The sequence below is a fragment of the Streptomyces genisteinicus genome, from assembly GCF_014489615.1.
GTDB classification, from domain to species: domain Bacteria; phylum Actinomycetota; class Actinomycetes; order Streptomycetales; family Streptomycetaceae; genus Streptomyces; species Streptomyces genisteinicus.
On record NZ_CP060825.1, the window covers coordinates 1,637,380 to 1,660,145 of the forward strand.

Annotated in this window: 16 protein-coding genes; 6 read left to right on the forward strand and 10 right to left on the reverse strand. The window is 73.7% G+C overall.

The window, feature by feature from the left end:
* Positions 1-3: 3 nt before the first annotated feature.
* Positions 4-729: a chaplin gene (locus tag IAG43_RS07280; RefSeq protein ID WP_187739937.1), complete on the reverse strand. Its 726-nt coding sequence runs from the start codon at positions 727-729 to the stop codon at positions 4-6.
* Between the two features lie 362 nt (positions 730-1,091).
* Here IAG43_RS07280 and IAG43_RS34390 point away from each other — a divergent pair, with 362 nt between their 5' ends.
* Positions 1,092-1,601 carry a DUF3574 domain-containing protein gene (locus tag IAG43_RS34390; protein WP_425508577.1) on the forward strand — a complete coding sequence of 170 codons (510 nt, stop codon included), beginning with the start codon at positions 1,092-1,094 and terminating at the stop codon, positions 1,599-1,601.
* 141 nt (positions 1,602-1,742) lie between these two features.
* Here IAG43_RS34390 and IAG43_RS07290 read toward each other — a convergent pair whose 3' ends face one another.
* The 3 genes from IAG43_RS07290 to IAG43_RS07300 form a co-directional block, all read right to left on the reverse strand.
* Entirely contained in the window at positions 1,743-3,011 is a 1,269-nt protein-coding gene (locus IAG43_RS07290) for an SWIM zinc finger family protein (RefSeq protein ID WP_187739939.1), read from the reverse strand.
* Positions 3,008-5,863: a DEAD/DEAH box helicase gene (locus tag IAG43_RS07295; RefSeq protein ID WP_246574711.1), complete on the reverse strand. Its 2,856-nt coding sequence runs from the start codon at positions 5,861-5,863 to the stop codon at positions 3,008-3,010. The genes IAG43_RS07290 and IAG43_RS07295 overlap by 4 nt, the downstream gene beginning before the upstream one ends.
* A 284-nt stretch (positions 5,864-6,147) precedes the next feature.
* Positions 6,148-7,269, reverse strand: coding sequence for a slipin family protein (locus tag IAG43_RS07300; RefSeq protein ID WP_187739941.1), 1,122 nt, complete (start codon positions 7,267-7,269; stop codon positions 6,148-6,150).
* Between the two features lie 195 nt (positions 7,270-7,464).
* On the opposite strand from IAG43_RS07300, the gene IAG43_RS07305 reads away from it, so the two are divergent.
* Positions 7,465-7,722: a DUF6343 family protein gene (locus IAG43_RS07305; RefSeq protein WP_187739942.1), complete on the forward strand. Its 258-nt coding sequence runs from the start codon at positions 7,465-7,467 to the stop codon at positions 7,720-7,722.
* Between the two features lie 139 nt (positions 7,723-7,861).
* Here IAG43_RS07305 and IAG43_RS07310 read toward each other — a convergent pair whose 3' ends face one another.
* The 3 genes from IAG43_RS07310 to IAG43_RS07320 form a co-directional block, all read right to left on the reverse strand.
* Positions 7,862-8,230, reverse strand: coding sequence for a tetratricopeptide repeat protein (locus tag IAG43_RS07310; protein ID WP_187739943.1), 369 nt, complete (start codon positions 8,228-8,230; stop codon positions 7,862-7,864).
* Between the two features lie 118 nt (positions 8,231-8,348).
* Positions 8,349-8,963, reverse strand: a complete 615-nt coding sequence (coaE, locus tag IAG43_RS07315) for a dephospho-CoA kinase (RefSeq protein ID WP_187739944.1) — start codon at positions 8,961-8,963, stop codon at positions 8,349-8,351.
* A 147-nt stretch (positions 8,964-9,110) separates the two neighbouring features.
* On the reverse strand, positions 9,111-10,052 hold the full coding sequence (locus IAG43_RS07320) for a PAC2 family protein (protein ID WP_187739945.1): 942 nt from the start codon (positions 10,050-10,052) through the stop codon (positions 9,111-9,113).
* A gap of 239 nt (positions 10,053-10,291) precedes the next feature.
* Between IAG43_RS07320 and IAG43_RS07325 the strand changes: the two genes are divergently transcribed.
* Entirely contained in the window at positions 10,292-11,251 is a 960-nt protein-coding gene (locus IAG43_RS07325; RefSeq protein WP_187739946.1) for a right-handed parallel beta-helix repeat-containing protein, read from the forward strand.
* A 203-nt stretch (positions 11,252-11,454) separates the two neighbouring features.
* Here the strand turns inward: IAG43_RS07325 and rpsA are convergent, their stop codons facing one another.
* A complete protein-coding gene (rpsA, locus tag IAG43_RS07330; RefSeq protein ID WP_187739947.1) occupies positions 11,455-12,951 on the reverse strand; it encodes a 30S ribosomal protein S1 in 1,497 nt (498 codons plus the stop codon).
* Between the two features lie 350 nt (positions 12,952-13,301).
* Here rpsA and IAG43_RS07335 point away from each other — a divergent pair, with 350 nt between their 5' ends.
* Together IAG43_RS07335 and hrpB are read left to right on the forward strand one after the other, a co-directional pair.
* Positions 13,302-14,120 (forward strand): class I SAM-dependent methyltransferase, encoded by an 819-nt coding sequence (locus IAG43_RS07335; protein ID WP_187739948.1) that lies wholly within the window; start codon positions 13,302-13,304, stop codon positions 14,118-14,120.
* A 163-nt stretch (positions 14,121-14,283) separates the two neighbouring features.
* Positions 14,284-16,878: an ATP-dependent helicase HrpB gene (hrpB, locus tag IAG43_RS07340; RefSeq protein ID WP_187739949.1), complete on the forward strand. Its 2,595-nt coding sequence runs from the start codon at positions 14,284-14,286 to the stop codon at positions 16,876-16,878.
* A gap of 354 nt (positions 16,879-17,232) precedes the next feature.
* Here hrpB and IAG43_RS07345 read toward each other — a convergent pair whose 3' ends face one another.
* Positions 17,233-18,942, reverse strand: a complete 1,710-nt coding sequence (locus IAG43_RS07345) for a lytic transglycosylase domain-containing protein (RefSeq protein WP_187739950.1) — start codon at positions 18,940-18,942, stop codon at positions 17,233-17,235.
* Positions 18,943-19,173: 231 nt separating this feature from the next.
* Between IAG43_RS07345 and IAG43_RS07350 the strand changes: the two genes are divergently transcribed.
* Positions 19,174-20,082: a DUF4184 family protein gene (locus IAG43_RS07350; RefSeq protein ID WP_187739951.1), complete on the forward strand. Its 909-nt coding sequence runs from the start codon at positions 19,174-19,176 to the stop codon at positions 20,080-20,082.
* Here the strand turns inward: IAG43_RS07350 and polA are convergent.
* Positions 19,995-22,703: a DNA polymerase I gene (gene polA / locus IAG43_RS07355; protein WP_187739952.1), complete on the reverse strand. Its 2,709-nt coding sequence runs from the start codon at positions 22,701-22,703 to the stop codon at positions 19,995-19,997. The two genes, IAG43_RS07350 and polA, sit on opposite strands and share 88 nt — an antisense overlap.
* Between the last annotated feature and the right edge of the window lie 63 nt (positions 22,704-22,766).

The following is a 22,766-nucleotide window of genomic DNA, read 5'->3' on the forward strand; positions in this document are numbered from 1 at the left end:
GGGTCAGGCGCCGACGCCGGCCCGCGCAGGGCGGAAGCGCCGGTAGAGGACCACGCCGCCGAGCACCATCGCCGCGCCGGCGGGGAGGGTCAGGCCGAGCGCTCCGGCACCGGTGTGGGCGAGGGACTCCCCCGCGGGCTCCGGCGCCTCGGCGACGTCGTCGCCCTGCGGTGCGGGTCCGGCCGGCGGCGCGGTCTTCGGGGGCGTGGTGGGCTGTGACACGACCGGGGGCTCGACCGAGTCGTTCACGGACGTGTTGCCGGTGGACGGGTTGCCGATGCCGACCACGTTGACCGAGTTGCCGCTGAGGTTGACGGGCAGGTCCACCGGCAGCTTGACGCCGTTGCCGGAGAGCACGCCGGGAGAGCCGGCGCTGTCGCCCTCCGCCACCGCGCCGCCGCCGTTGTGGCCTCCGGAGGTGTGGGTGCCGACGCCGTCCACGGCCTCGTCCGTGTGACCGGACTGCGCGCCGCCGCGTCCGCTGTGCGACACATTGGCGCAGGAGTTGCCGGCAGCGGGGTTGAGCAGTCCGACGACGTTGACCGTGTTGCCGCAGGCGTTGACCGGGACGTGCACGGGAAGCTGCACCGCATTGCCCGACAGCACACCGGGGGATCCGGCGGCGGCGCCGTCCGCGTGGGAGTCGGCCTGCGCCCAGCCGGTGGCCATCGCCAGCACGCCACCCGTGAGCATCACGGTGGCCAGGCCCTTTCGGTGAACCTGCCTCATGGTTCCCTGCCTTCAGATCTGGTACGCGGGACACTCGCCCGCACCCGGGATAACGCGACCGGCGCCCGTGGGTTCTGCCGTACGGGATGTCCGCCGTTCCGTACGAACGCGGCGTCGAACGCACCCCGTTGGCGCCCACGGGGCGGAAGCACCGCTTCCGCCCGTCCCGTCCCGCGTGCCGCACCGCCCGCCCGTTCGGCGGCGGTCGCCGTCACGCAGGTGGGACGCGGTGCGCTCGTGCGGGTGGTTTGTCGCCGCCGCCGGTGATCCGAGGGGGCGCGGAGCTGTGCGGTCGGCAGAGTGAGGGGGCCGGCCGGCACCGGGACGTTCGGCCGGAACCGAACGAACGAAGGGATCGATCCGTGCTCTCCCCGAAGCTGTCGCGTCCGCTGCCGCGCTCGGTGAAGCAGCGCACGCTGCTCGCCGGCCTGGGTGCGGCCATCGCCGTCCTCGCCGTGGCCGCACCCACCGCGCAGGCCGGACTCGCAGGCGACCGCACCGTGTCCATCGCCCCGGCCTCCGCCGGCGCGGCCGCCCGGGGCGAACGCTACGTCGAGACACGGCTGTTCTTCGGGACCGAGCGCCCGGACGGCGGCCCGGAGGTGACGGACGCGCAGTTCATGGCCTTCGTCGACCGCCATGTCACCCCCCGTTTCCCGGAGGGCCTCACGGTGCAGGAGGGCCGGGGTCAGTGGCGGGACTCCCGCGGGGTCGTCGAGAGGGAGCGGTCGTACGAGCTGATCCTCCTCTACCCGGCCTCCGAGGCGTCGCGGCGTTTCCCGGTGATCGAGGCGATCCGCGACGCCTATGTGACGTCCTTCGCGCAGGACTCGGTGGCACGCCTCGACGAACCGACCCTCGCGGACTTCTGACCCGGGGTCCCGCGGCACGGACGGCCGCGGCCCCCGCACGACCGGGCATGGCACCGCACGGCCTGCCGTGAAGCGGCACGGCCGCCGGGCGACCGGGCACGAGCGGACCGGCGCCCCGCGGCACCGGGGCACGGCCGCCGTTCAGCGGGCCCTCAGCGTGGTGAGGGCCGCGACGGGATCCTCCTCCGGGGAGCCCCGCGGCCACCAGTCCTCGCGGCCGGGGTCGGATTCGTAGCCGTACCAGAGGCCGTCCCTGCCGAGCCGCAGCTGGAGCGCGGCCGAGGACAGCTGGTTGCGCCAGGGCCGGAACGGCGGCAGGCCGGCGGCGGCCAGGGCGGGGCGGGCCCGGTCGAAGGGACCGGCCGGCGGGTCCCATGCCTCCTCCAGTACGCGCAGGGCCGCCTCGCCGCCCTGTCGCCAGGCCGCGACGGCCCGGGCCAGGTCCGTGGGAGTGCGGTCCGCCGCGGCGGCGAGGTCGCGGTACAGGGCGCGGGTCGAGGCGGTCAGCCCGGACCCCGGGTGCGCGGCGGCCAGGCGTACGGAGTCCTGCCAGGGCGTCAGCCCGGCCACCGGGTCGGTGCCGGTGGTGAGCAGGGTGTGCGCACGGGCGGCGGCCTCCGTGGCGAGCAGGTCGAGAGCGAGCGGGTCGGGGGCGCCGGACGCCGCCGGGTAGGCGGGCGGTCTCCCCGGCCGGACAGGGGGCGCGACCGGCGGCGGCAGGGGCGGGCGCCACGCGGCGTGGACGGCTTCGCGGGCCGGGATCCCGGCCGCGGGGGGCTCGGACGGAGCACGTTCGGCGGCGGAACGGCCGGCGTTGCGGCGGGCGAGGGCGGAGAGGATCTCCCGCTCCCCCCGGCCGCGCATGAGGAACAGGACGAACGGATCCTCGTCGAGGATCGCGGCCGTGCGGTAGCACAGCGCGGCGGCGTGCTTGCACGGGTAGCCGTCGTCCGGGCAGGAGCAGTCCGGGACGAGGTCGCCGGGGGCGGGCAGCAGGTCGGCGGCCGCGGCCAGGGTGTGCGGGACGTCCTTGTCCAGCAGGGCGGCGATGTGGTCGGGGCGTGCCGCGGCGGCGTCGAGGAACTGCTCCCACTCCTCGTCGCCCAGGGTCCGCATGCGGAGCTCGGTGCGGTAGGGCCGCGGCCGGCCGCCCTGGACGTAGGCCGTGACCCTGCCGGGTGTCACGGTGATCGACGCGACGTTGCCGCGCCCCGCGTACCCGCGTCCGCGTTCGAGGCGGGCGGGGTCGAGGGCGGCGTCCTCCAGTGCCTCGACCCAGGCATGGCCCCACCAGGTGCCGGCCGGCAGGGTGCCGGCGGGTTCGTCCGCGGTGAACGTCCGGCGCAGGTCGTCGTGGGACGGACGGGCCCTGAGCGAGGAGCGGCGGGAGCCGCCGGGGCGGGGGGTCATGACGGCCTCCGCAGCGAGACGAGGTCGGCCAGCTCGCGGTCGGTCAGCTCGGTGAGGGCGGCCTCCCCGGAGCCGAGGACCGCGTCGGCGAGCGCCCGTTTGGAGGCGAGCATCTCGGCGATGCGGTCCTCGACCGTGCCTTCGGCGACGAGCCGGTGCACCTGTACCGGCTGGGTCTGTCCGATGCGGTAGGCGCGGTCCGTCGCCTGCTCCTCGACCGCCGGGTTCCACCAGCGGTCGAAGTGGACGACGTGGCCGGCCCTGGTGAGGTTGAGGCCGGTGCCGGCGGCCTTGAGGGAAAGGAGGAAGACCGGGACCTCTCCGGACTGGAACCGGTCCACCATGCGCTCCCGTTCGGCGACGGGCGTGCCGCCGTGGAGCAGCTGGCTGGGGACGGCCCGTGACGACAGATGGTCCGAGAGCAGGCGTGCCATGGCCACGTACTGGGTGAAGACCAGCACCGACCCGTCCTCGGCGAGGATGGTCTCCAGGAGCTCGTCGAGAAGGGCGAGTTTGCCCGACCGTCCGGCGAGCCTGGTCGTGCCGGCGCCGGCGGCGAAGCGGGTGCCGTATCCCTTGCCGTGTTCCTTGAGGAACTGCGCGGGGTGGTTGCAGATCTGTTTCAGGGAGGTGAGGAGCTTCATCACCAGGCCTCGGCGTGCCATGCCCTCCGCCGCCTCGACGGCCGCCATGGTCTCGCGCACCACGGCCTCGTAGAGGGACGCCTGTTCGCGGGTGAGAGGCACCGGGTGGTCGGTCTCGGTCTTCGGGGGGAGTTCGGGGACGATTCCCGGGTCCGATTTCCTGCGCCGCAGCAGGAACGGGCGGACGAGGCGGGCGAGGCGTTCGGCGGCCGCGTCGTCCTCGCCGTTCTCCACGATGCGGGCGTGACGTGCGCGGAACGCCTTGAGCGGACCGAGCAGTCCGGGGGTCGTCCAGTCCAGCAGGGCCCACAGTTCGGAGAGGTTGTTCTCCACCGGGGTGCCGGTGAGGGCGACGCGGGCCGGTGCGGGGATGGTCCTCAGCGCCTTGGCGGTCGCCGAGTAGGGGTTCTTCACGTGCTGGGCCTCGTCGGCGACGACCATGCCCCAGTCGTGGGCCGCGAGCTGCTCGGCGCTGGTGCGCATGGTGCCGTAGGTGGTGAGGACGAAGCCGGCGCCGGCGTCCTGGAGGGAGCGGTCCGTGCCGTGGTAGCGGCGGACGGGAACCCCCGGGGCGAAGCGGGTGATCTCCCGCTGCCAGTTGCCGAGGAGGGAGGCGGGGCAGACGACGAGCGTGGGGGCCCGCCGGGCCCGCCTCAGGTGGAGGGCGATCACGGTGACGGTCTTGCCCAGCCCCATGTCGTCGGCGAGGCAGCCTCCGAGGCCGAGCGTGGTCATCATGTCCAGCCAGGCCAGGCCCCGCAGCTGGTAGTCGCGGAGGGTGGCCGTGAGCCCTGCGGGGGCCCGGACGGGGGCGGCGCCGGCGGTGAGCCGGTCCCGCAGCGCGGCCAGCGCTCCGGTGGGAACGGCCTCGACCGTCTCCCCGTCGACCTCTGCCGTCCCGGTGAGGGCGACCGCGAGTGCGTCGACCGGCTCCAGCAGCCCCAACTCCCTCTTGCGGGCCTTGCGGACGAGGTCGGGATCGACGACGACCCACTGGTCGCGCAGGCGGACCACGGGGCGGTGGGACTCGGCGAGGATGTCCATCTCGCCCTCGGTGAGCGGGTCGCCGGAGAGCGCGAGCTGCCAGTCGAACGCCAGCAGGGCGGCACTGTCGAAGAAGGAGGTGCCGTCGGTCGCCGATCCCGGCGCGGGTCTGACCACGGCGGCGGCGGTCAGCGAGCGGACCAGGTCCCTGGGCCAGTGGACGGCGATCCCCGCCGCGTCCAGGCGGGCGGCACCGGGACCCAGCAGCTCGTAGAGTTCGTCCTCCGACAGCGGGAGGACGTCCGGGACGTCCTGCTCCAGCAGTCTGTTCAACGGAGGCCAGACGCGGCCGGCCCGGCGCAGCGCCAGCATCGCGTCGACGCGCGCACGCGGTCCGAAGTGCTCCTCGCCGTCTCCCGCCCACAGCCTGCCCGCGTCCGTCACCAGCGTCGGGTCGGCGAGGCTGTGCACCTGCACCAGGGCCGTCGCCGCACGGCGCGGCTGCTCCCCGGCGTCGTCGGTGGTGTCGAAGAGCTCGTAGGCGGAGAGGTCCAGGCGCAGCGACACCCGCACCCCCGCGTCCATACCGGCCGCTGCCTCGGCCGCCCAGGCGCGGGCCAGGGGCAGGTGCTGGGCGGTGGGAGCGGCGAACGGTGCTCCGGCCGCGTGGGCCGCCGCCGGGGTGCGGGGCAGGCTGTCGGCGACGGCGTCGAAGAGCTGGCGCACCAGCGCTTCCGGCTCGGGCAGTTGCAGCGGGGAGGTCCCGGGCAGGGGGACCGCGTGGGCCTCCGGCGGCATGGCGGCTGCCACGGCCCGCAGGTGCGCGATGTCGTCGGCGTCGAGCGGTCCGGCACGCCAGGCGTCGTGGTCGCCCGCGGTGAGTCCGGGCAGCATCCTGCCGCGGGCGACGAGGTGGAGGGCGTGGAGCATCGCGGCTCCCCAGCATGCCGCGGCCGGGTGCGCGGCGGGATCACGGCGGGCGTGCACGAGCAGCGGGGCGGCTTCGGCGACGGGCAGCGTACGGGCGGGCACACTGCGGCTCCGCAGCCCCTGGCCGTGCGGCCGCACGACGGTGATCCGGCGGTGCGCGCCGGGGACCTCTCCGCCGTCCGGGTCCCAGAAGGCGATCAGGCCGTCGCGGGGCAGTGCGCCGGGGAGGAACACGGCGGCGCAGCGGCGCAGCGCGCCGTCCGCCGCACCGGCGGTCGTGTCGGCCGGGGACATGCCGTCCGGAGCCATGGGTCACCTCCTCCAGGAGTGCAGTGGTGCGCACCGCATCCGATTCGACGACCTTACGGGCGGCGTCTGACAATCCCGGCGGCGACGGCGACGACCTGCGCTTTTCCCGCACCCCGGGGGACCCGGCGGCCCGCCCGGGCCGACATGTGTGCGGGGTCCGGGCAGGTCGGCGGTCCGGTGCGTGGGCGGCCCGTGTTTCTCCCGCTCCGGGGAGGCCCGCCGACACCGGCTCCGCACGGCCCCGACCGCTCGGAGTGGGGGCGGGGGGCTCACACCGCGGACGGTGCGGAGGGCGGCGCCGCTCCGTCGGGCGGATGCCCACCGGAGGGCTCCTCCCCCCGCCGGGACGCTCTCGGGACGGCTCCGGGGCCGCCGTCCCCTTCCGCCACGGCCTTCCGGAAGCCTTCGGTCAGGGCTTCGGCGAGGGCATCGGCATGCCCCGGCGCCTCCACCCGTGGCCCGATGGCCGGTTGGCTTGCGGTGGTCCCGGCCGTCTCCGCGGGCCCGACGCCGGCATCCTCCGGCGCCGTCTCACCCGCCGTCTCCGCGGCCCCGGCGGCATCCTCGGGCGCCGTCTCCCCGGCCGTGCGCAGCGCGTCGGCGGCCCGCGGCGCCGGCGTCGGCGCGGCGGGCTGCTGTGCGCGCTCCAGGAAGCGCAGCAGTTCCACCGGGAACGGCAGGACGAGGGTGGAGTTCTTCTCGGCCGCGACGGCGACCACGGTCTGCAGCAGCCGCAGCTGGAGGGCGGCGGGCTGGCGGGACATCTCCCCGGCCGCCTCGGCGAGCTTCTTCGACGCCTGCAGTTCGGCGTCGGCGTTGATCACGCGCGCCCGCCGTTCGCGGTCGGCCTCGGCCTGGCGTGCCATCGAGCGCTTCATGGCCTCGGGCAGCGACACGTCCTTGATCTCCACGCGGTCGATCTGCACGCCCCATCCGACCGCGGGACTGTCGATCATCAGCTCCAGGCCCTCGTTCAGCTTCTCCCGGTTGGACAGCAGGTCGTCGAGGTCGCTCTTGCCGATGATCGACCGCAGCGACGTCTGCGCCATCTGCGAGACGGCGAACCGGTAGTCCTCCACCTCGACGAGGGCGTTCGGCGCGTCGACGACACGGAAGTAGACGACCGCGTCGACCCGGACGGTGACGTTGTCCCGGGTGATGCCCTCCTGCGCGGTTACGGGCATCGTGACGATCTGCATGTTCACCTTGTGCATGCGGTCGATCACGGGGACGATCAGGGTGAATCCCGGCTCGCGCACCTCGCGGCGCAGCCTCCCGAGGCGGAAGACCACTCCCCGCTCGTACTGCTTGACGACCCGGGCCGCGGCCATGGCGTAGACCGCGCACCCGGCGAGGGCGGCGCTCGCCGCCACCACCAGTTCTTCGACCATGGGGGCACCCCCTGCCGTCGGACCACGGTCCCTGCGACTGGGTTCACTACTACGGTATGCCCGTTATGCCCCGGCATTGACGGTTCACTCATACTGCTTGCCCCGAAGCGCCCGCGCACGTGCGGAGCACGGCCCCGCAACCCGCCCGGAACGGGGGCCGGGGGTCCATGCTGGAGGGGAAGGGGGCGAACGGCGATGCGCAGTGGAAACGAACCGGTGAACGCCCGGAGCGCGCTGCGGCTCCGGCTGGGGCTGGGGATCTGGGGCCTCGTGTGGGCGGGGGCGGCGACGGCCGCCTTCGCGCTGACGGAACACCCGGGATGGGCTCTGCTGTGCGGCCTGATCTTCCTGGTCGCGGCGGTCGACGTCACCCTGGTGACCCGCCGCATCCGCCAGGGTCCGCACTACCAACCGGGCCGCGACGTGCCGCCGTACGACCCTGATCACGGCTGACAGCCCGACGGCGTGCGCGGCCGATCCGCGCGGCACCGGTCACCGGCTCAGGGCGCCCCCCGGAGCCTGAATCCGTCCACGCCGGAGGACTGACCGGCCCAGGGGCGGCGGCCCAGCGGGCGAGTTCCGGCGCGGACGCTCAGGAACCGGTGTCGAAGCGGGCGGCGCGCAGGTACTCCGGGTTCGGGTCCAGCGCGGCGGCGAGCCTGAAGTGGCGTTTCGCCTGCTCGGGCTTGCCCGAGCGTTCGAAGGTGCGGGCGAGCGCGAAGTGGGCGAAGGCGTTGTCCGGTTCGCGCTCCAGAACGAGCTCGAACTCGAGCTCGGCGGGGCGCAGCTGGGCCGCCGCGAAAAAGGCGCGGGCACGGAGCAGACGGGCCGCGGTGTGCTCGGGGTGGGCGGCGATGACGGAGTCGAGCAGTTTCACGGCGCCACGCGGGTCCCGTGCGGCGAGCAACTGCTCGGCCGCCCGGTAGTCGATGACGTGTGTCTCCGGATTGGTGTCGGGCACGCTCGGATCCTTCCCCTCGCTCGCCGCATTCCAACACCGCCGACGGGAACGGTATTCCGCCACCCGCGCGGCGCCGCTCACCGCCGGCAGCGCGTTCAGGCCGCGCGGATGGCGTTCGTCACCGGCCGCGGCAGCGCTCGGCGGCCCTGCGGCGGAGTTCGTCCCACACCTTGCGGACCTGGGGCTCCAGTTCGCCGAGCGGCCCGTCGTTGTCGATGACGTGGTCGGCGACCGCACGCCGCTGTTCCCGGGTGGCCTGGGCGGCCATCCTGGCCCTGGCGTCGGACTCGGACATTCCTCGCAGCCGTACGAGCCGGTCGAGCTGGGTCCCGGGGGTGGCGTCGACGACGACGACCACGTCGTAGAGCTCCGCCAGTCCGTTCTCCGTGAGCAGCGGCACGTCGTGGACGACGACGTCGTCCGGCCCCGCCGCGGCCTCCAGTTCGCGCGAGCGCGCTCCGACGAGGGGGTGGACGATCGCGTTCAGCGTCGCCAGGCGCTCGGGATCGCTGAAGACGACGGCACCGAGCTTCGGCCGGTCGAGAGCGCCCTGGGGGGTGAGGACGTCCTGGCCGAACGCCTCGACGACAGCGGCCAGGCCCGGTGTGCCCGGCTCCACGACCTCGCGCGCGATCCTGTCCGCGTCGACCAGCACCGCTCCGTACGAGACGAACAGCCGGGACACTTCGCTCTTCCCGGCGCCGATGCCACCGGTCAGGCCCACGGTCAGCAAGGCCGCGCCTCCACTCGTTCGACGACGCCCCGCTTCCCGCGGGGCTTCTGCCGGACCGGACGCGGCCGCGGCACCGCGGCCACCGGTCGCGCCGGCCCCGCCGGAGACGGAGGTTACGGCGTATGACGGCTGACGCAGCCTAGCCGATCAGCCCGAATCGCCTTCGCGTTCGGCGAGGAAGCGCTCGAATTCCTGGCCGATCTCGTCCGCCGACGGCAGGTCGACGGGCTCGGCGACCAGACTGCCGCGTGTCTCGGCGCCGGCGATCGCGTCGTACTGGTGCTCCAGGCCTTGCACGAGGGCGACGAGTTCCTCGTCCCCTTCCCCGATCTGCCGCTCGATCTCCGTCTGGGTCCGGTGCGCGGCGGTGCGCAGCGCGTGTGCGACACCGGGCAGCACCAGACCGGTCGCTGCCGTGATGGCTTCCAGCGCGGTGAGCGCGGCGTCGGGGTAGGCGGAGCGTGCGACGTAGTGGGGGACGTGAGCGGCGACGCCGAGGACGTCGTGTCCGGCTTCCATCAGACGGTATTCGACCAGGGCTTCCGCACTGCCGGGTACCTGCGCCTCGTCGAACGGGCTGCGGTGCCCCGGCACGAGGTCCGTACGGTTGCCGTGGGGGGTGAGCCCGACGGGCCGGGTGTGCGGCACGCCCATGGGGATGCCGTGGAAGTTGACCGCGAGCCTGACCCGCAGGCGTTCGACGATCCGGCGGACCGCGGCGGCGAAGCGCTCCCACTCGACGTCCGGCTCGGGGCCGGAGAGGAGCAGGAACGGGGCGCCGGTGGCGTCCTGCACGATCCGGACCTCGAGCACGGGGGTGTCGTACGCGCTCCAGCGGTCGCGGCGGAACGTCAGCAGCGGCCGGCGGGCACGGTAGTCCACCAGCTTGTCGTGGTCGAAGCGGGCCACGACCTGGTGGGGAAGTGCGTCCAGTACGTTCTCGACGATCTGCTCGCCGGTCTCGCCCGCGTCGATGTAGCCCTCGAAGTGGTACAGCATGACGAGGCCCGCCGACTCCTGCGCGAGCGCCGTGTCGACGACCGCGAGCCCCTTCGGGTCCCATTCGTACAGCCCCTGCGGATCATCCACGGTTACCGCTCCTCCTCGTGTCCATCAGACGTAACACCTGGTAGGGGCCTCGCATTCCCGGTACCGGCTCGAACACCCGCCGACCGGCGGCAGGTTCGAGCGGAGCGCGACCCATTCTCCACCTCTGGTCTAGACCTTGACACCCCAGCGCGGCATCCCTAACGTCTCCGGGCAGCACGGATTCACGGACGCGCCCTCTGTTCACGTACGAGAACACTCGAACCGGCAGGAAGGCCCCCATGCGCACCCGACACCTGCTCCCCCTCCTCATCGCCCCCGCCCTCGCGGCCGGCGGCCTGGCACTGACCGCACCACCGGCCGCGGCGGCCGCGGTCGTCGACGTGGACACCGCGGCGGAACTCAAGGCGGCCCTCTCGGCCGCGCGGCCCGGCGACACCATCCAGCTCGCCGACGGCACCTACACGGGCAACTTCAAGGCCACCGCGGACGGCACCTCCGCGGCCCGCATCACCCTGACCGGCTCGTCCCGGGCGGCCCTGAAGGCGGGCGGCGGCTACGGGCTGCACCTCAACGGCGCCTCCTACTGGACCGTCCGCGGTATCACGGTCACGGGCGGCCAGAAGGGCATCATGACCGACGCGGCCGACAACGTGATCATCGAGTCGGTCACCGTGCACGACCTGGACATGGAGGGAATCCACTTCCGCACGTCCAGCCGGAACGGCATCGTCAGGGACTCGCACATATACGACACCGGCAACAACGGCCGGGGCATGGGCGAAGGCGTCTACGTCGGCTCGGCAGGCGGCACCTCCGACCGCAGCGACAACGCCCAGATCATCGGGAACGTCATCGGCCCGGACGTCGGCGGCGAGGCGGTCGACATCAAGGAGGGCACGACCGGGGCGAGGATCATCGGCAACACCTTCGACGGGCGGGGCCTGACCGGGGCCAACTACGACGACTCCTGGGTCGACGTGAAGGGCAACGGCGTCCTCGTCGAGAACAACACCGGGAAGAACACGACCAACAACGGCTTCGAGACGCACACGCAGCAGAGCGGCTGGGGCTGCGGAACGGTCTTCCGCGGCAACCACTCCGACCTGACCGGTGCGACAGGCGCCAAGCGGCTCGCGGTGTACGTGACCAACCAGAGCGCGAGCTGCCCGACGAGCGTCCACGCGAGCAACACCGTCACCGGCGGCAGCGGACTGACGAACATCGCCGTCACGCCGTGAGCGGGCCGCGATCCGCGCCGCCTCCCGCCGTGCGACACCACGAGCCGCGGACCCGCCGGCCCGCGGCCCTCCCGGGCCTTCGCTCCATGCCCGCTCCGGCCGGCTGACGGCCCGGACATCCGGCCGCCGCAACGGCGCAAGGCCCGCCCCCCGGAGAGGGGGCGGGCCTTGCGTCAGCTGCTGTGCAGCCCGGGGTCAGAGCGTCAGCTCTGGCCGCCGGCCAGCTTCTCGCGCAGGGCGGCGAGCGCCTCGTCCGACGCCAGGGCGCCGGAGTTGTCGTCCGACTCCGAGGAGTACGAACCGCCACCGGCGGGCGCGGCGGCCGGAGCGGCGGCGCCACCCTCGGCAGCAGCGGCCTCGTCGGCCTCGCGGGACTTGATGACCTGGGCCTGGTGCTGCTCGAAGCGCTGCTGCGCCTCGGCGTACTGCGTCTCCCACGCCTCACGCTGGGTCTCGAAGCCCTCGAGCCAGTCGTTGGTCTCGGGGTCGAAGCCCTCGGGGTAGATGTAGTTGCCCTGGTCGTCGTAGGACGCGGCCATGCCGTACAGGGTCGGGTCGAACTCGACCGAGGCCGGGTCGGCACCGAAGGACTCGTTGGCCTGCTTCAGCGAGAGGCTGATGCGGCGGCGCTCGAGGTCGATGTCGATGACCTTGACGAAGATCTCGTCGTTGACCTGGACGACCTGCTCCGGGATCTCCACGTGGCGCTCGGCCAGCTCGGAGATGTGGACCAGGCCCTCGATGCCCTCGTCCACGCGGACGAACGCACCGAACGGAACCAGCTTGGTGACCTTACCCGGGACGACCTGACCGATCTGGTGGGTCCGGGCGAACTGCTGCCACGGGTCCTCCTGCGTCGCCTTCAGCGACAGGGAGACACGCTCGCGGTCCATGTCGACGTCGAGAACCTCGACGGTGACCTCCTGGCCGACCTCGACGACCTCGGACGGGTGGTCGATGTGCTTCCAGGACAGCTCGGAGACGTGCACGAGACCGTCGACGCCACCCAGGTCCACGAAGGCACCGAAGTTGACGATCGAGGAGACGACGCCGGAACGGACCTGACCCTTCTGCAGGGTGGTGAGGAACGTCTGGCGGACCTCGGACTGGGTCTGCTCCAGCCAGGCACGGCGGGACAGGACCACGTTGTTGCGGTTCTTGTCCAGCTCGATGATCTTGGCCTCGAGCTCCTTGCCCACGTAGGGCTGGAGGTCGCGGACACGACGCATCTCGACGAGGGAGGCCGGCAGGAAGCCACGGAGGCCGATGTCGAGGATGAGACCACCCTTGACGACCTCGATGACGGTACCGGTGACGATGCCGTCCTCTTCCTTGATCTTCTCGATGGTGCCCCAGGCGCGCTCGTACTGGGCGCGCTTCTTCGAGAGGATCAGGCGGCCTTCCTTGTCCTCCTTCTGGAGAACCAGGGCCTCGATCTCGTCGCCGACCTTGACGACCTCGTTCGGGTCGACGTCGTGCTTGATCGAGAGCTCGCGGCTCGGGATGACACCTTCGGTCTTGTAACCGATGTCGAGCAGGACCTCGTCCCGGTCGACCTTCACGATGACGCCGTCGACGATGTCGCCGTCGTTGAAGTACTTGATCGTCTCGTCGATCGCGGCGAGGAAGGCTTCCTCGTTACCGATGTCGTTGACCGCAACCTGCGGGGTGGTGGCGGTGGTCTCGGTGCTGCTCGTCATGTGGGAAAGGGCTCCGGTACGGACATTGAAGTCGTAGGTACTGCTACGCCGAGAGCCCGTATCGCAGCTGCAGAAGCCGGACAGCCTAGGAAGCGCCGTCCGGAAGGATCCGGGGCGCCTCGTGAACCGAGGGATACATACAGATGCGAGCGCGGCCTGCTCCGTCTGAGGCGCGCAGGCTCGCAGCGCAACTTGTAGCATACGGGGGCAGCCGGACACGGTCAATGCGCGAAGCCGCCCACCCGGGGTGGAACTCCGCATACCCGGCACAACTAATCTTCGCCGAGGCCGCGATGGCCCCGTCCGAGCCCTCCACGGCGCGGGGTACGCAAACTACAACGACGGTGACCATGAGCCAAGATCCTGAACCGGAAGCGACCCGCCGTGACGCCGGGGAGGCGGAGAGCAGTCGGGCGAACCGGGGCTGGTGGGACCGGAACGCCGACGAGTACCAGCAGGACCACGGCGGCTTCCTCGGGGACGACCGGTTCGTCTGGGGTCCCGAGGGCCTCGACGAGGCGGAGGCCGCGCTGCTCGGGCCGGCGGCCTCGCTGAAGGGGCTGCGCGTCCTGGAGATCGGCGCCGGCGCGGCGCAGTGCTCCCGCTGGCTCGCCGCCCAGGGCGCGGCACCGGTCGCCCTCGACCTCTCCCACCGACAGCTCCAGCACGCGCTGCGCATCGGCGGCGACCTCGCACTGGTCGAGGCGGACGCGGGGACGCTGCCGTTCCGGGACGGGGTGTTCGACCTCGCCTGCTCCGCATACGGAGCGGTGCCCTTCGTGGCCGATCCGGTCCGGGTGTTCCGCGAGGTGCGGCGGGTGCTGCGACCGGGCGGACGCTGGGTCTTCTCGGTGACCCATCCGCTCCGGTGGGCCTTCCCCGACGAGCCCGGCCCCGAGGGCCTCTCCGTCTCCGCCTCCTACTTCGACCGGACCCCGTACGTCGAGCAGGACGAGGACGGGCGGGCGGTCTACGTCGAGCACCACCGGACCGTGGGCGACCGGGTCCGGGACGTGGTGGCGGGCGGGTTCCGGCTGGTGGACCTGGTCGAGCCGGAATGGCCCGCGTGGAACGGACAGGAATGGGGCGGCTGGTCACCGCTGCGCGGGAACCTGATCCCGGGCACGGCGATCTTCGTGTGCGAACGCGACGAGTCGGCCGCCGCCTGAGACGGCGGCCCCGCCCCGCGAGCCCGCCCGTCGCACTCCCACCCCGTCCTCCCGCCGCTTCCCGGTGCTGCCCCCGCCGCCTTCCAGTCCTACAAAACGACGAACGGCGGCGTCTGTGGACGGGGCGAGGACGGCACTGCCCGGGCCGTACGAGACTGAGGCCGTGATCCGAACCGACGCTCTCGACCGTCTCCCCGTCCGTCACGCCGTTCCCGGGCTCCTGTCCGCGCTCGGCGACCGCGGTGCGGCCGTCCTCCACGCGCCGCCCGGCACCGGCAAGACCACGCTGGTGCCGCTGGCCCTGGCCGGACTCATAGGCCGGGGAGACAGCCGCCGGGTGCTGGTCGCGGAGCCCCGCAGGATGGCGGTGCGCGCGGCCGCCCGCAGGATGGCCTGGCTGCTCGGCCAGGAAGTGGGCGAGCAGGTCGGCTTCTCCGTGCGCGGCGAGCGGCGGGCGGGACCGCTCACCCGTGTCGAGGTCGTGACGACGGGTGTGCTCCTCCAGCGGCTCCAGCGAGATCCGGAGCTGCCCGGTGTGGACACGGTCCTCCTCGACGAGTGCCACGAGCGGCACCTCGACGCCGACACGGCCCTGGCCTTCCTGATGGACGTCCGGTCCGCCCTGCGGCCGGAGCTCCGGCTGGTCGCCGCCTCCGCGACGACCGACGCCGCGAGCTGGGCCGCCCTGCTCGCCGGTCCGGACGGCACCGGGCCCGTGCCCGTCGTCCGCAGCGAGGGCCAGGGGCACGGCGCCGATGTCCATGACGCCCCGCCTCCGGCCGGGCTCCGGCCCGCCCACGGCACCTGGGTCGACCCGCAACTGCTGCGCCACGTGGCGGCGACGGTCCGGCTGGCGCTCTCCCGGCACGAAGGCGACGTCCTCTGCTTCCTGCCCGGTACCGGCGAGATCGCCCGGACCGCGGGAATGCTGGCCGGCGTGGAGGCGGAGGTGCTGCAACTGCACGGCCGGGCGCCCGCGGCCGTTCAGGAGGCGGTGCTGCGCGGCGGTGACCGACGGCGGGTCGTGCTCGCCACCTCGGTCGCCGAGTCCAGCCTGACCGTGCCGGGTGTCAGGGTGGTCGTCGACTCCGGTCTGGCACGGGAGCCGCGCATCGACCATGCTCGCGGGCTGGGCTCGCTGGCCACGGTGCCGGTCTCCGCCGCGGCGGCCGCCCAGCGGGCCGGGCGGGCGGGACGCGAGGCCCGCGGCGCGGTCTACCGCTGCTGGCAGGCGGCCGACGACGCCCGGCGTCCCGCCTACCCGTCCCCGGAGATCTCGATCGCCGACCTGACGTCCTTCGCCCTGCGCGCGGCGTGCTGGGGCGACCCGGACGCTGCCGGGCTGACCCTGCCGGACGCGCCGCCGGCGGGCGCGATGGCGGCCGCGCGGTCGGTGCTGGCGGCGATCGGCGCCGTCGACGGGGAAGGGCGCGCGACGCCCCGCGGGGAGCGGATGGCCCGGATCGGTGTGCACCCGCGGCTCGCCCGGGCTCTGCTGGACGCGGCGCCGCGGCTGGGGGCGCGGCGGACGTCGGAGCTCGTGGCCCTCCTCGCCGAGGAGCCGCCGCGGGAGTACGGGGACGACCTCGCGGCCGCCTGGCGCACCGCTCGGCGGGGTGGCGACGCCTACGCCGGCCGCTGGGGCGCGGAGACCCGGCGTCTGATGTCGGCCCTGTCCGGCGGCGGGGAGTCAGGCGGCGGGCGGGGCGGGGGCGGTCCGGAGGCGGGCGGGTACGGCACGGCGAAGCCGGGCGGCGGGGAGGGGCTCACCGAGGACGCAGCGGCGGGGCTGGTGGCCGCGCTGGCCTTCCCCGAGCGCGTGGCGCGGTCCCGGGGCGAGCGGTCGTTCCTCATGGTGTCCGGCACGGGGGCGGAGCTCGGTGAGACGTCCGCGCTGCGGGGTGTCCCGTGGCTGGCGGTCGCCGTCGCGGACCGGCCGGCGAACGCCGTCTCGGCCAGGGTGCGGCTCGCGGCGGCCGTGGACGAGGAGACCGCCCGCGCGGCGGCGGGCCATCTGCGGACCGAGGCGGAGGAGGTCCACTGGGAGGACGGGGACGTCGTCTCACGGCAGGTGGAGCGGCTGGGCGCCGTGGCGCTGACGACACGGCAGCTGCGGGCGGCGGACCCGGGGCTCGTCCGGCAGGCACTGCTGGAGGGGCTGCGCGGCGAAGGCACTGGCCTGCTGCTGTGGACACGCGAGGCACACGGGCTGAGGGACCGGCTGGCGTTCCTGCACCGGGTGGTGGGCGAGCCGTGGCCGGACGTGTCGGACGGCGCCCTGATGGAGCGGGCGGCCGACTGGCTGGAGCCCGAACTGTCCCGGGCGCGGCGCCGTTCGGACCTGGGAAGGCTGCCGGCCGGCGAGGCCCTGCGGAGGCTGATGCCGTGGACCACGGGCGAGGCCGGGCGCCTGGACGAGCTGGCCCCGGAGCGGATCGAGGTGCCCAGCGGGTCACGGGTGCGTGTGGAGTACGGAGGGGAGCAGCCCGTCCTCGCCGTGAAACTGCAGGAGCTGTTCGGGTTGCGGGAGACACCGCGCGTCGCCGGCGTCCCGGTTCTGGTGCACCTCCTCTCCCCCGCCGGGCGGCCGACGGCCGTCACGGCGGACCTGGCGTCGTTCTGGCGCGACGGCTACCGGTCGGTGCGTGCCGAGCTGCGGGGCCGCTACCCGCGCCATCCGTGGCCCGAGGACCCGTCGACCGCGGAGCCGACACGGCACACCAAGGCGCGGCAGAGCCGCCTCTCCGGCGAGAGCTGACACCGCCCCACCCGCTCCGGGACCTGGAGGCCGCCCGGTCGGGACCGGCACGCCCGCCGGGCGCGGCCGCACTTCGGGCGGTACGGCCCCGGGGGCCGCGGCCCACAACGCGGTGCGGCGGCTCCGAGGCGGGACCACGGCGCCCCCGACCGGTGCGGCGCCCGGCAGCGGACCCACGAAGCGAGGCCGCGGCCCGGACGGCGACCCCGGGGCGGAACCGCGTCGACCGCGGCACGCGGGGCCAGCGACCCCGGGGCGGCCCCCGGGCCCGGGCGCCGGGGCGGCCGGGGCTTCACGGGACGGTGACCGCCCCTCGAACGGGCGGGGTGCGCGGGCCGGTCGGCGTCGCGGGTGTCAGCCGGTGGCGGAGGGCGACGGGGAGGGGGATGCCTCTTCCGGTGCCTCCGGGGCCACGACGGTCACTTCGACGTCGAGCGAGGCCCCGCCCGGTGTGGAGAGACGCAGCAGGAAGGTGCCCGCCGTCTCGCCCGCCGTGAGTTCGGGCAGCTTCAGGAGCCCGCCGGCCCCGGTCCGGAGGGTGAGGGTGCGCACGGGGCCGTCGGCGCTTCCGAAGGAAGGGCTCGTGGCGCCGGCCGGCTCCCCGGCCGCGGTGAGGACGGTGACGGTCACGTCCGCGTTGGGGGCCGCGGCTCCCTTGCAGGCGGCCGCGACGGTGAGCCGCTCGGCGAACGCGGTGCCGGGAGCGGCGGTGAACGTCATGTCGTCGGTCCGCTTCAGCTGGTCGGCGACCCGCTGGTGCACGGTGGCGACGAGGTCCACGGGGGCGAGGGTGCGTCCCTCGACGGTGGCGCGGACGGTGAAGGTTCCGGTCTTCTCCCCCGCGAGCAGGGCGGGCGCGGCCACCGAGCCGTCGGCGCCGGTGAGGAGGACCAGGCTGCTCCTGCCGCCGGGGAAGCGGGTGTCGGTGTCGCCGATGACGGTGAAGCGGACGCCCTGGCGGGCGACGGCCTTGCCCGCGTTGTCCGTCACCCTGACCGCGGCACGGGCGGTGAACTCCTCGCCGGCGGTGGCGGTCAGCCGCCCGGTGCCGTCGTTCTCGATCGCGGCGACGCGGGGCGGGGTGGTGGGCCGTGTGGCCTCGCCGGGCTTGTCGCCCGGCGCGGTCGGCGGGGGCGTCGACGGGTCGGGGGAGCTGCCCCCGCCCGGAGTGCCCGGCGTGGGCGAGGGCGTCGGGGAGGGGGTGGCGCCGGGGCTCGTGCCGCCCGGGCGTGACCCCGCGCTGTCGGGCCCGTTGCCGACGGGCAGCACACCGGTGCCGTCGGGGACCTGGTGCGTGCCGCGCTTGTAGTACTCGAACCAGGACAGGACCGTGCGCACGTACTCGCGCGAGTGGTTGTAGCCGAGGATGGCCTTGTCCAGGTCCTCCGGCACGGTGAGGTCCCGGCCGCCGTGGCAGAGGTAGCGGCCTGCGGCGAGGGCGGCGTCGTAGATGTTGTTGGGGTCCTTGCGGCCGTCGCCGTTGGCGTCCTGGCCCCAGGTCGCCCAGGTCGACGGGATGAACTGCATCGGGCCGACGGCACGGTCGTGCACGCTGTCGCCGTCGAAGGCGCCCTTGTCCGTGTCGGAGATGTTGGCGAATCCGACGCCGTTCAGCACGGGCCCGAGGATCGGGGCGAGTGTGGTGCCGTTGGCGTCGACCCGGCCCCCGCGGGCCTGCCCGGACTCCACCTTGCCGATGGCCGCGAGGAGTTGCCACGGCAGGCGGCACTCGGGGTTGCTCTCGGCGAGGGAGCGCTCGGCCTGCTTGTAGGCGGCGAGGACCGTCGCGGGTATACCTGCCTCCCCGGCCCCGGTGACCGGTTTGCCCACGGCGGCGCCGGCGTTGTCCGGCGTGTTCAGCGGCGGGAGGTCCGTGTAGTAGGGGGAGTTGCCGGTGACCGGTGTGCCGGACGACGGCGGTGTGTCGCTCGCCTCCAGGCTGCCGCCGGACGGCTCGGGTGCGGCACCGGGAGCCTGGGAAGCGGAGAGTGCGGCCACGGCGAGCGCGGCCACGGCGGTGGTCGCCGCCCCCTTGTAGAGCCGGCGGCCGATGTTCGCTGCCATACGTCTGGACCCTCCCCGGTCGGCGGCGTGACACGCGCTCCCCAGGGCGCGGTCTCACGCGACCCTAGTGCAACTCGGGGCCCCGGAACACCGGTCCCTGACCGGTGTTCACCGGTTCGCCACCTTTGACGTGGCGCACGGGGCCGTCCGGATCGCGGAAACGGAACGCCTCCCATGTGTCGCGCATACTGGACGCGCCGACCGAGTCGACGTCACAGGGGGCCTGCCGGAATGCCGTTCACTCTCAGCCATGCGGCGGCGGTGCTGCCCGGTGTCCGCAGGGACGGAACGGCCCGCGGACCTCTGCTGGCCTCGGCGCTCGTCCTCGGCTCGCTCGCGCCCGACATGACGTACTTCGCGGCGAGCTTCGTGCCCGGGGCGATGGAGTTCGGGACCGTGACCCACGGCCCGGCGGGCGTGCTCACGGTGGACGTGGCCGTGACCGCGCTGCTGGTCGCGCTCTGGCTCGTGGTGCGCGACCCGCTGGTGGCGCTGCTGCCGCGGACGTGGCGGGGCAGAGTCCACGCGGTCCTGCGGGGCCGCCCGTGGCGCACGCGGCCGCTGCCGGTCGTGGCGTTCTGGTTCTGGGTGTCCGCGGTGCTCGGGGCGTCGACCCATGTGGTGTGGGACGCGTTCACCCACATCGACCGGTGGGGCGTGCGGCTGGTGCCCGTCCTGGACGAGACAGTCGCGGGCTTCCCCCTCTACACGTTCACCCAGTACGGCAGTTCGGCCCTCGCGCTGGTGGCGCTGGCCTGGTTCGCGGTCTCGGCGCTGCGGCGGGCCGAGCCCGTGGCCGTGCCGTCGCCGCCGGTACTGGGCCGGGCCGCCCGGCGGGCCGCCTGGACGCTGATCGCGCTGTGCGTCCTCGGCGGCACCGTGCACCGCTGCCTTCGCTGGTACCAGTACTGGGGTGCCGTCGAGACACCGCTCGACATCATCCCGACGGCGTGTTTCGGCGCCGGCGCCGGTCTCGCCGTGGGGCTCCTGCTGTACGCGGCGGCGGTGCGGCTCGGGGCGGGGACCGTGGAGCCCCCGCCCGCAAGCGGCACTCAGTGCGCGGCGGACTCCCAGTCGGGGCCCACGCCCACCGAGACGTCCAGCGGCGCCCGCAACGCGACCGCCGACGACATCTCCTGACGCACCAGGGCCTCCACCTGCTCGCGCTCCCCCGGGGAGACCTCCAGCACGATTTCGTCGTGGACCTGGAGCAGCAGCCGCGACTGCAGCTCCGCCTCCGTCAGCGCCCGGTCCACCTGGAGCATGGCGACCTTGACGATGTCGGCCGCGGTCCCCTGGATGGGGGCGTTCAGCGCCATCCGCTCGGCGGCCTCGCGGCGCTGCCGGTTGTCGCTGTTGAGGTCCGGCAGGTAGCGGCGACGGCCGAGCATGGTCGCCGTGTAGCCCGTGGCCCGGGCCTCCTCGACGACGCGGTGCAGGTAGTCGCGCACCCCGCCGAACCGCTCGAAGTACGTGTCCATCAGCACCCGGGCCTCGGCCGGCTCGATCCCGAGCTGCTGGGACAGCCCGAACGCGGAGAGCCCGTACGCCAGCCCGTAGGACATCGCCTTGATCTTGCGGCGCATCTCCGCGTCGACGGCGGACCCCTCCACGGCGAACACCTGGGAGGCGACGGTGGTGTGGAGGTCCTCACCGGAGGTGAAGGCCTCGATCAGGCCCTCGTCCTCCGACAGGTGCGCCATGACCCGCAGCTCGATCTGGCTGTAGTCGGCGGTCATCAGCGACTCGAAGCCCTCGCCGACGACGAAGCCGCGCCGGATCGCCCGCCCCTCGTCCGTGCGGACGGGCACGTTCTGCAGATTGGGGTCGGTCGAGGAGAGACGGCCGGTGGCGGCGACGGTCTGGCTGAACGTGGTGTGGATACGGCCGTCGGCCGCGACCGTCTTGATCAGCCCCTCGACCGTGGAGCGCAGCCGGGCCTGCTCCCGGTGGCGCAGCATGATGACGGGCAGCTCGTGGTCCGTCTGGCCGGCCAGCCAGGCGAGGGCGTCGGCGTCCGTCGTGTAACCGGTCTTCGTCTTCTTCGTCTTGGGCAGGTTGAGCTCGCCGAAGAAGACCTCCTGGAGCTGCTTGGGCGAGCCGAGGTTGAACTCGTGGCCGACGGCGGCGTGCGCCTCCTTCACCGCCTGCTGCACCGCGCCCGCGAACTGCTGCTCCATCGCCTCCAGATGACCGCGGTCGGCGGCGATGCCGTGCCGCTCCATCCGGGCCAGCAGCAGTGAGGTCGGCAGTTCCACGTCGTGCAGCAGCTCCGTGGCGCCGACCTCGGTGAGCCTCTCGCCGAGGGCGTCGCCGAGGTCGAGGACCGCGCGGGCCTGCGCCATCAGCGCGTCGGCCTCCGCGTCCTCGTCGGCCCCGAAGGCGAGCTGGCCGTCGGCGGACGCGGGGGCGAGCTCGCGGTGCAGGTACTCGACGGACAGGGCGTCCAGAGCGAACGACCGGCGGCCGGGCTTGACCAGGTACGCGGCGAGCGCCGTGTCCATGGTGATCCCCCCGATCCGCCAGCCGTGCTCGGGGAACACCCGCAGGGCGTCCTTCGCGTTGTGCATGACCTTGGGACGGGCAGGGTCGGCGATCCATGCGGCGAAGGCCCGCTCGTCGTCCTCGCCGATCTGCGTGGTGTCGAACCACGCCGCCTTGCCGTCCGCCCCGGCGAGCGCGATCTCGGCGACGCTGCCGACGCCCAGGGCCCAGCTCGCGACCGTGGCGACACCGAGCGGCTGACCGGCGTGCCGCTCCAGCCACGGACCGAGCTCACCGGCGGCGAGCACGCTGCCGTCCAGCTCGACCCCCGCGGCCGGCGGCGGCGCCTCCTCCTCCGCGGCCCCCGGGTCCACGGCGAGCAGCCGCTCGCGCAGGCTCGGGTTGCGGATCTCCAGGACCTCCAGGAAGCCCTTCAGCGCCGTGCGGTCGTACGGGGCGCGCTCCAGGTCGGCGACGGCCTTCGGCAGCTCCACGTCCCGCACCAGCTCGGTGAGGTGCCGGTTGAGCTTGACCGACTCCAGGTGGTCGCGCAGCGCCTGGCCGACCTTCCCCTTCACCTCGTCGGCACGCTCCACCAGCTCGGCGAACGAGCCGAACTGGGAGATCCACTTGGTGGCCGTCTTCTCGCCCACCCCCGGGATGCCCGGCAGGTTGTCCGACGGGTCGCCGCGCAGCGCGGCGAAGTCCGGGTACTGCCGGGGGGTGAGCCCGTACTTCTCCTCGACCTTTGCCGGGGTGAAGCGGGTCAGCTCCGAGACGCCCTTCGTCGGGTACAGCACCGTGGTGTGCTCGCTGACCAGCTGGAAGGAGTCCCGGTCACCGGTGACGATCAGCACCTCGAAGCCGGCCGCCTCCGCCTGGGTGGCGAGGGTCGCGATGATGTCGTCGGCCTCGAAGCCGTCGACCGCGAAGCGGACCGCGTTCATCGTGTCCAGGAGCTCGCCGATCAGCTCGACCTGGCCCTTGAACTCGTCGGGCGTCTTGGAGCGGTTCGCCTTGTACTCGGGGAAGTCCGCGGAACGCCACGTCTTGCGCGAGACGTCGAAGGCCACCGCGAAATGCGTGGGCGCCTCGTCGCGCAGCGTGTTCGCGAGCATCGAGGCGAAGCCGTAGACGGCGTTGGTCGTCTGGCCGCTCGCCGAGGTGAAGTTCTCCGCGGGCAGGGCGAAGAACGCCCGGTACGCCAGGGAATGCCCGTCCATGAGGAGCAGGCGGGGTCGGTTGTCTGCCGTCTTCTTCGATGCCGTCTCAGCCACGGTCCCGATCCTGCCACGTACCGCCGACAATCCCGACCGGCCCGACCGGGCCCGCGACGCTGT

Coding starts and splice junctions, on each gene's coding strand:
- IAG43_RS07290 (WP_187739939.1), bottom strand. CDS start 3,011: ATGACCCCCCGCCCCGGCGGCTCCCGCCGCTCCTCGCTCAGGGCCCGT.
- IAG43_RS07280 (WP_187739937.1), bottom strand. CDS start 729: ATGAGGCAGGTTCACCGAAAGGGCCTGGCCACCGTGATGCTCACGGGT.
- IAG43_RS07300 (WP_187739941.1), bottom strand. CDS start 7,269: ATGGTCGAAGAACTGGTGGTGGCGGCGAGCGCCGCCCTCGCCGGGTGC.
- IAG43_RS07335 (WP_187739948.1), top strand. CDS start 13,302: ATGAGCCAAGATCCTGAACCGGAAGCGACCCGCCGTGACGCCGGGGAG.
- IAG43_RS07325 (WP_187739946.1), top strand. CDS start 10,292: ATGCGCACCCGACACCTGCTCCCCCTCCTCATCGCCCCCGCCCTCGCG.
- IAG43_RS07345 (WP_187739950.1), bottom strand. CDS start 18,942: ATGGCAGCGAACATCGGCCGCCGGCTCTACAAGGGGGCGGCGACCACC.
- rpsA (WP_187739947.1), bottom strand. CDS start 12,951: ATGACGAGCAGCACCGAGACCACCGCCACCACCCCGCAGGTTGCGGTC.
- IAG43_RS07305 (WP_187739942.1), top strand. CDS start 7,465: ATGCGCAGTGGAAACGAACCGGTGAACGCCCGGAGCGCGCTGCGGCTC.
- IAG43_RS07295 (WP_246574711.1), bottom strand. CDS start 5,863: ATGTCCCCGGCCGACACGACCGCCGGTGCGGCGGACGGCGCGCTGCGC.
- IAG43_RS07350 (WP_187739951.1), top strand. CDS start 19,174: ATGCCGTTCACTCTCAGCCATGCGGCGGCGGTGCTGCCCGGTGTCCGC.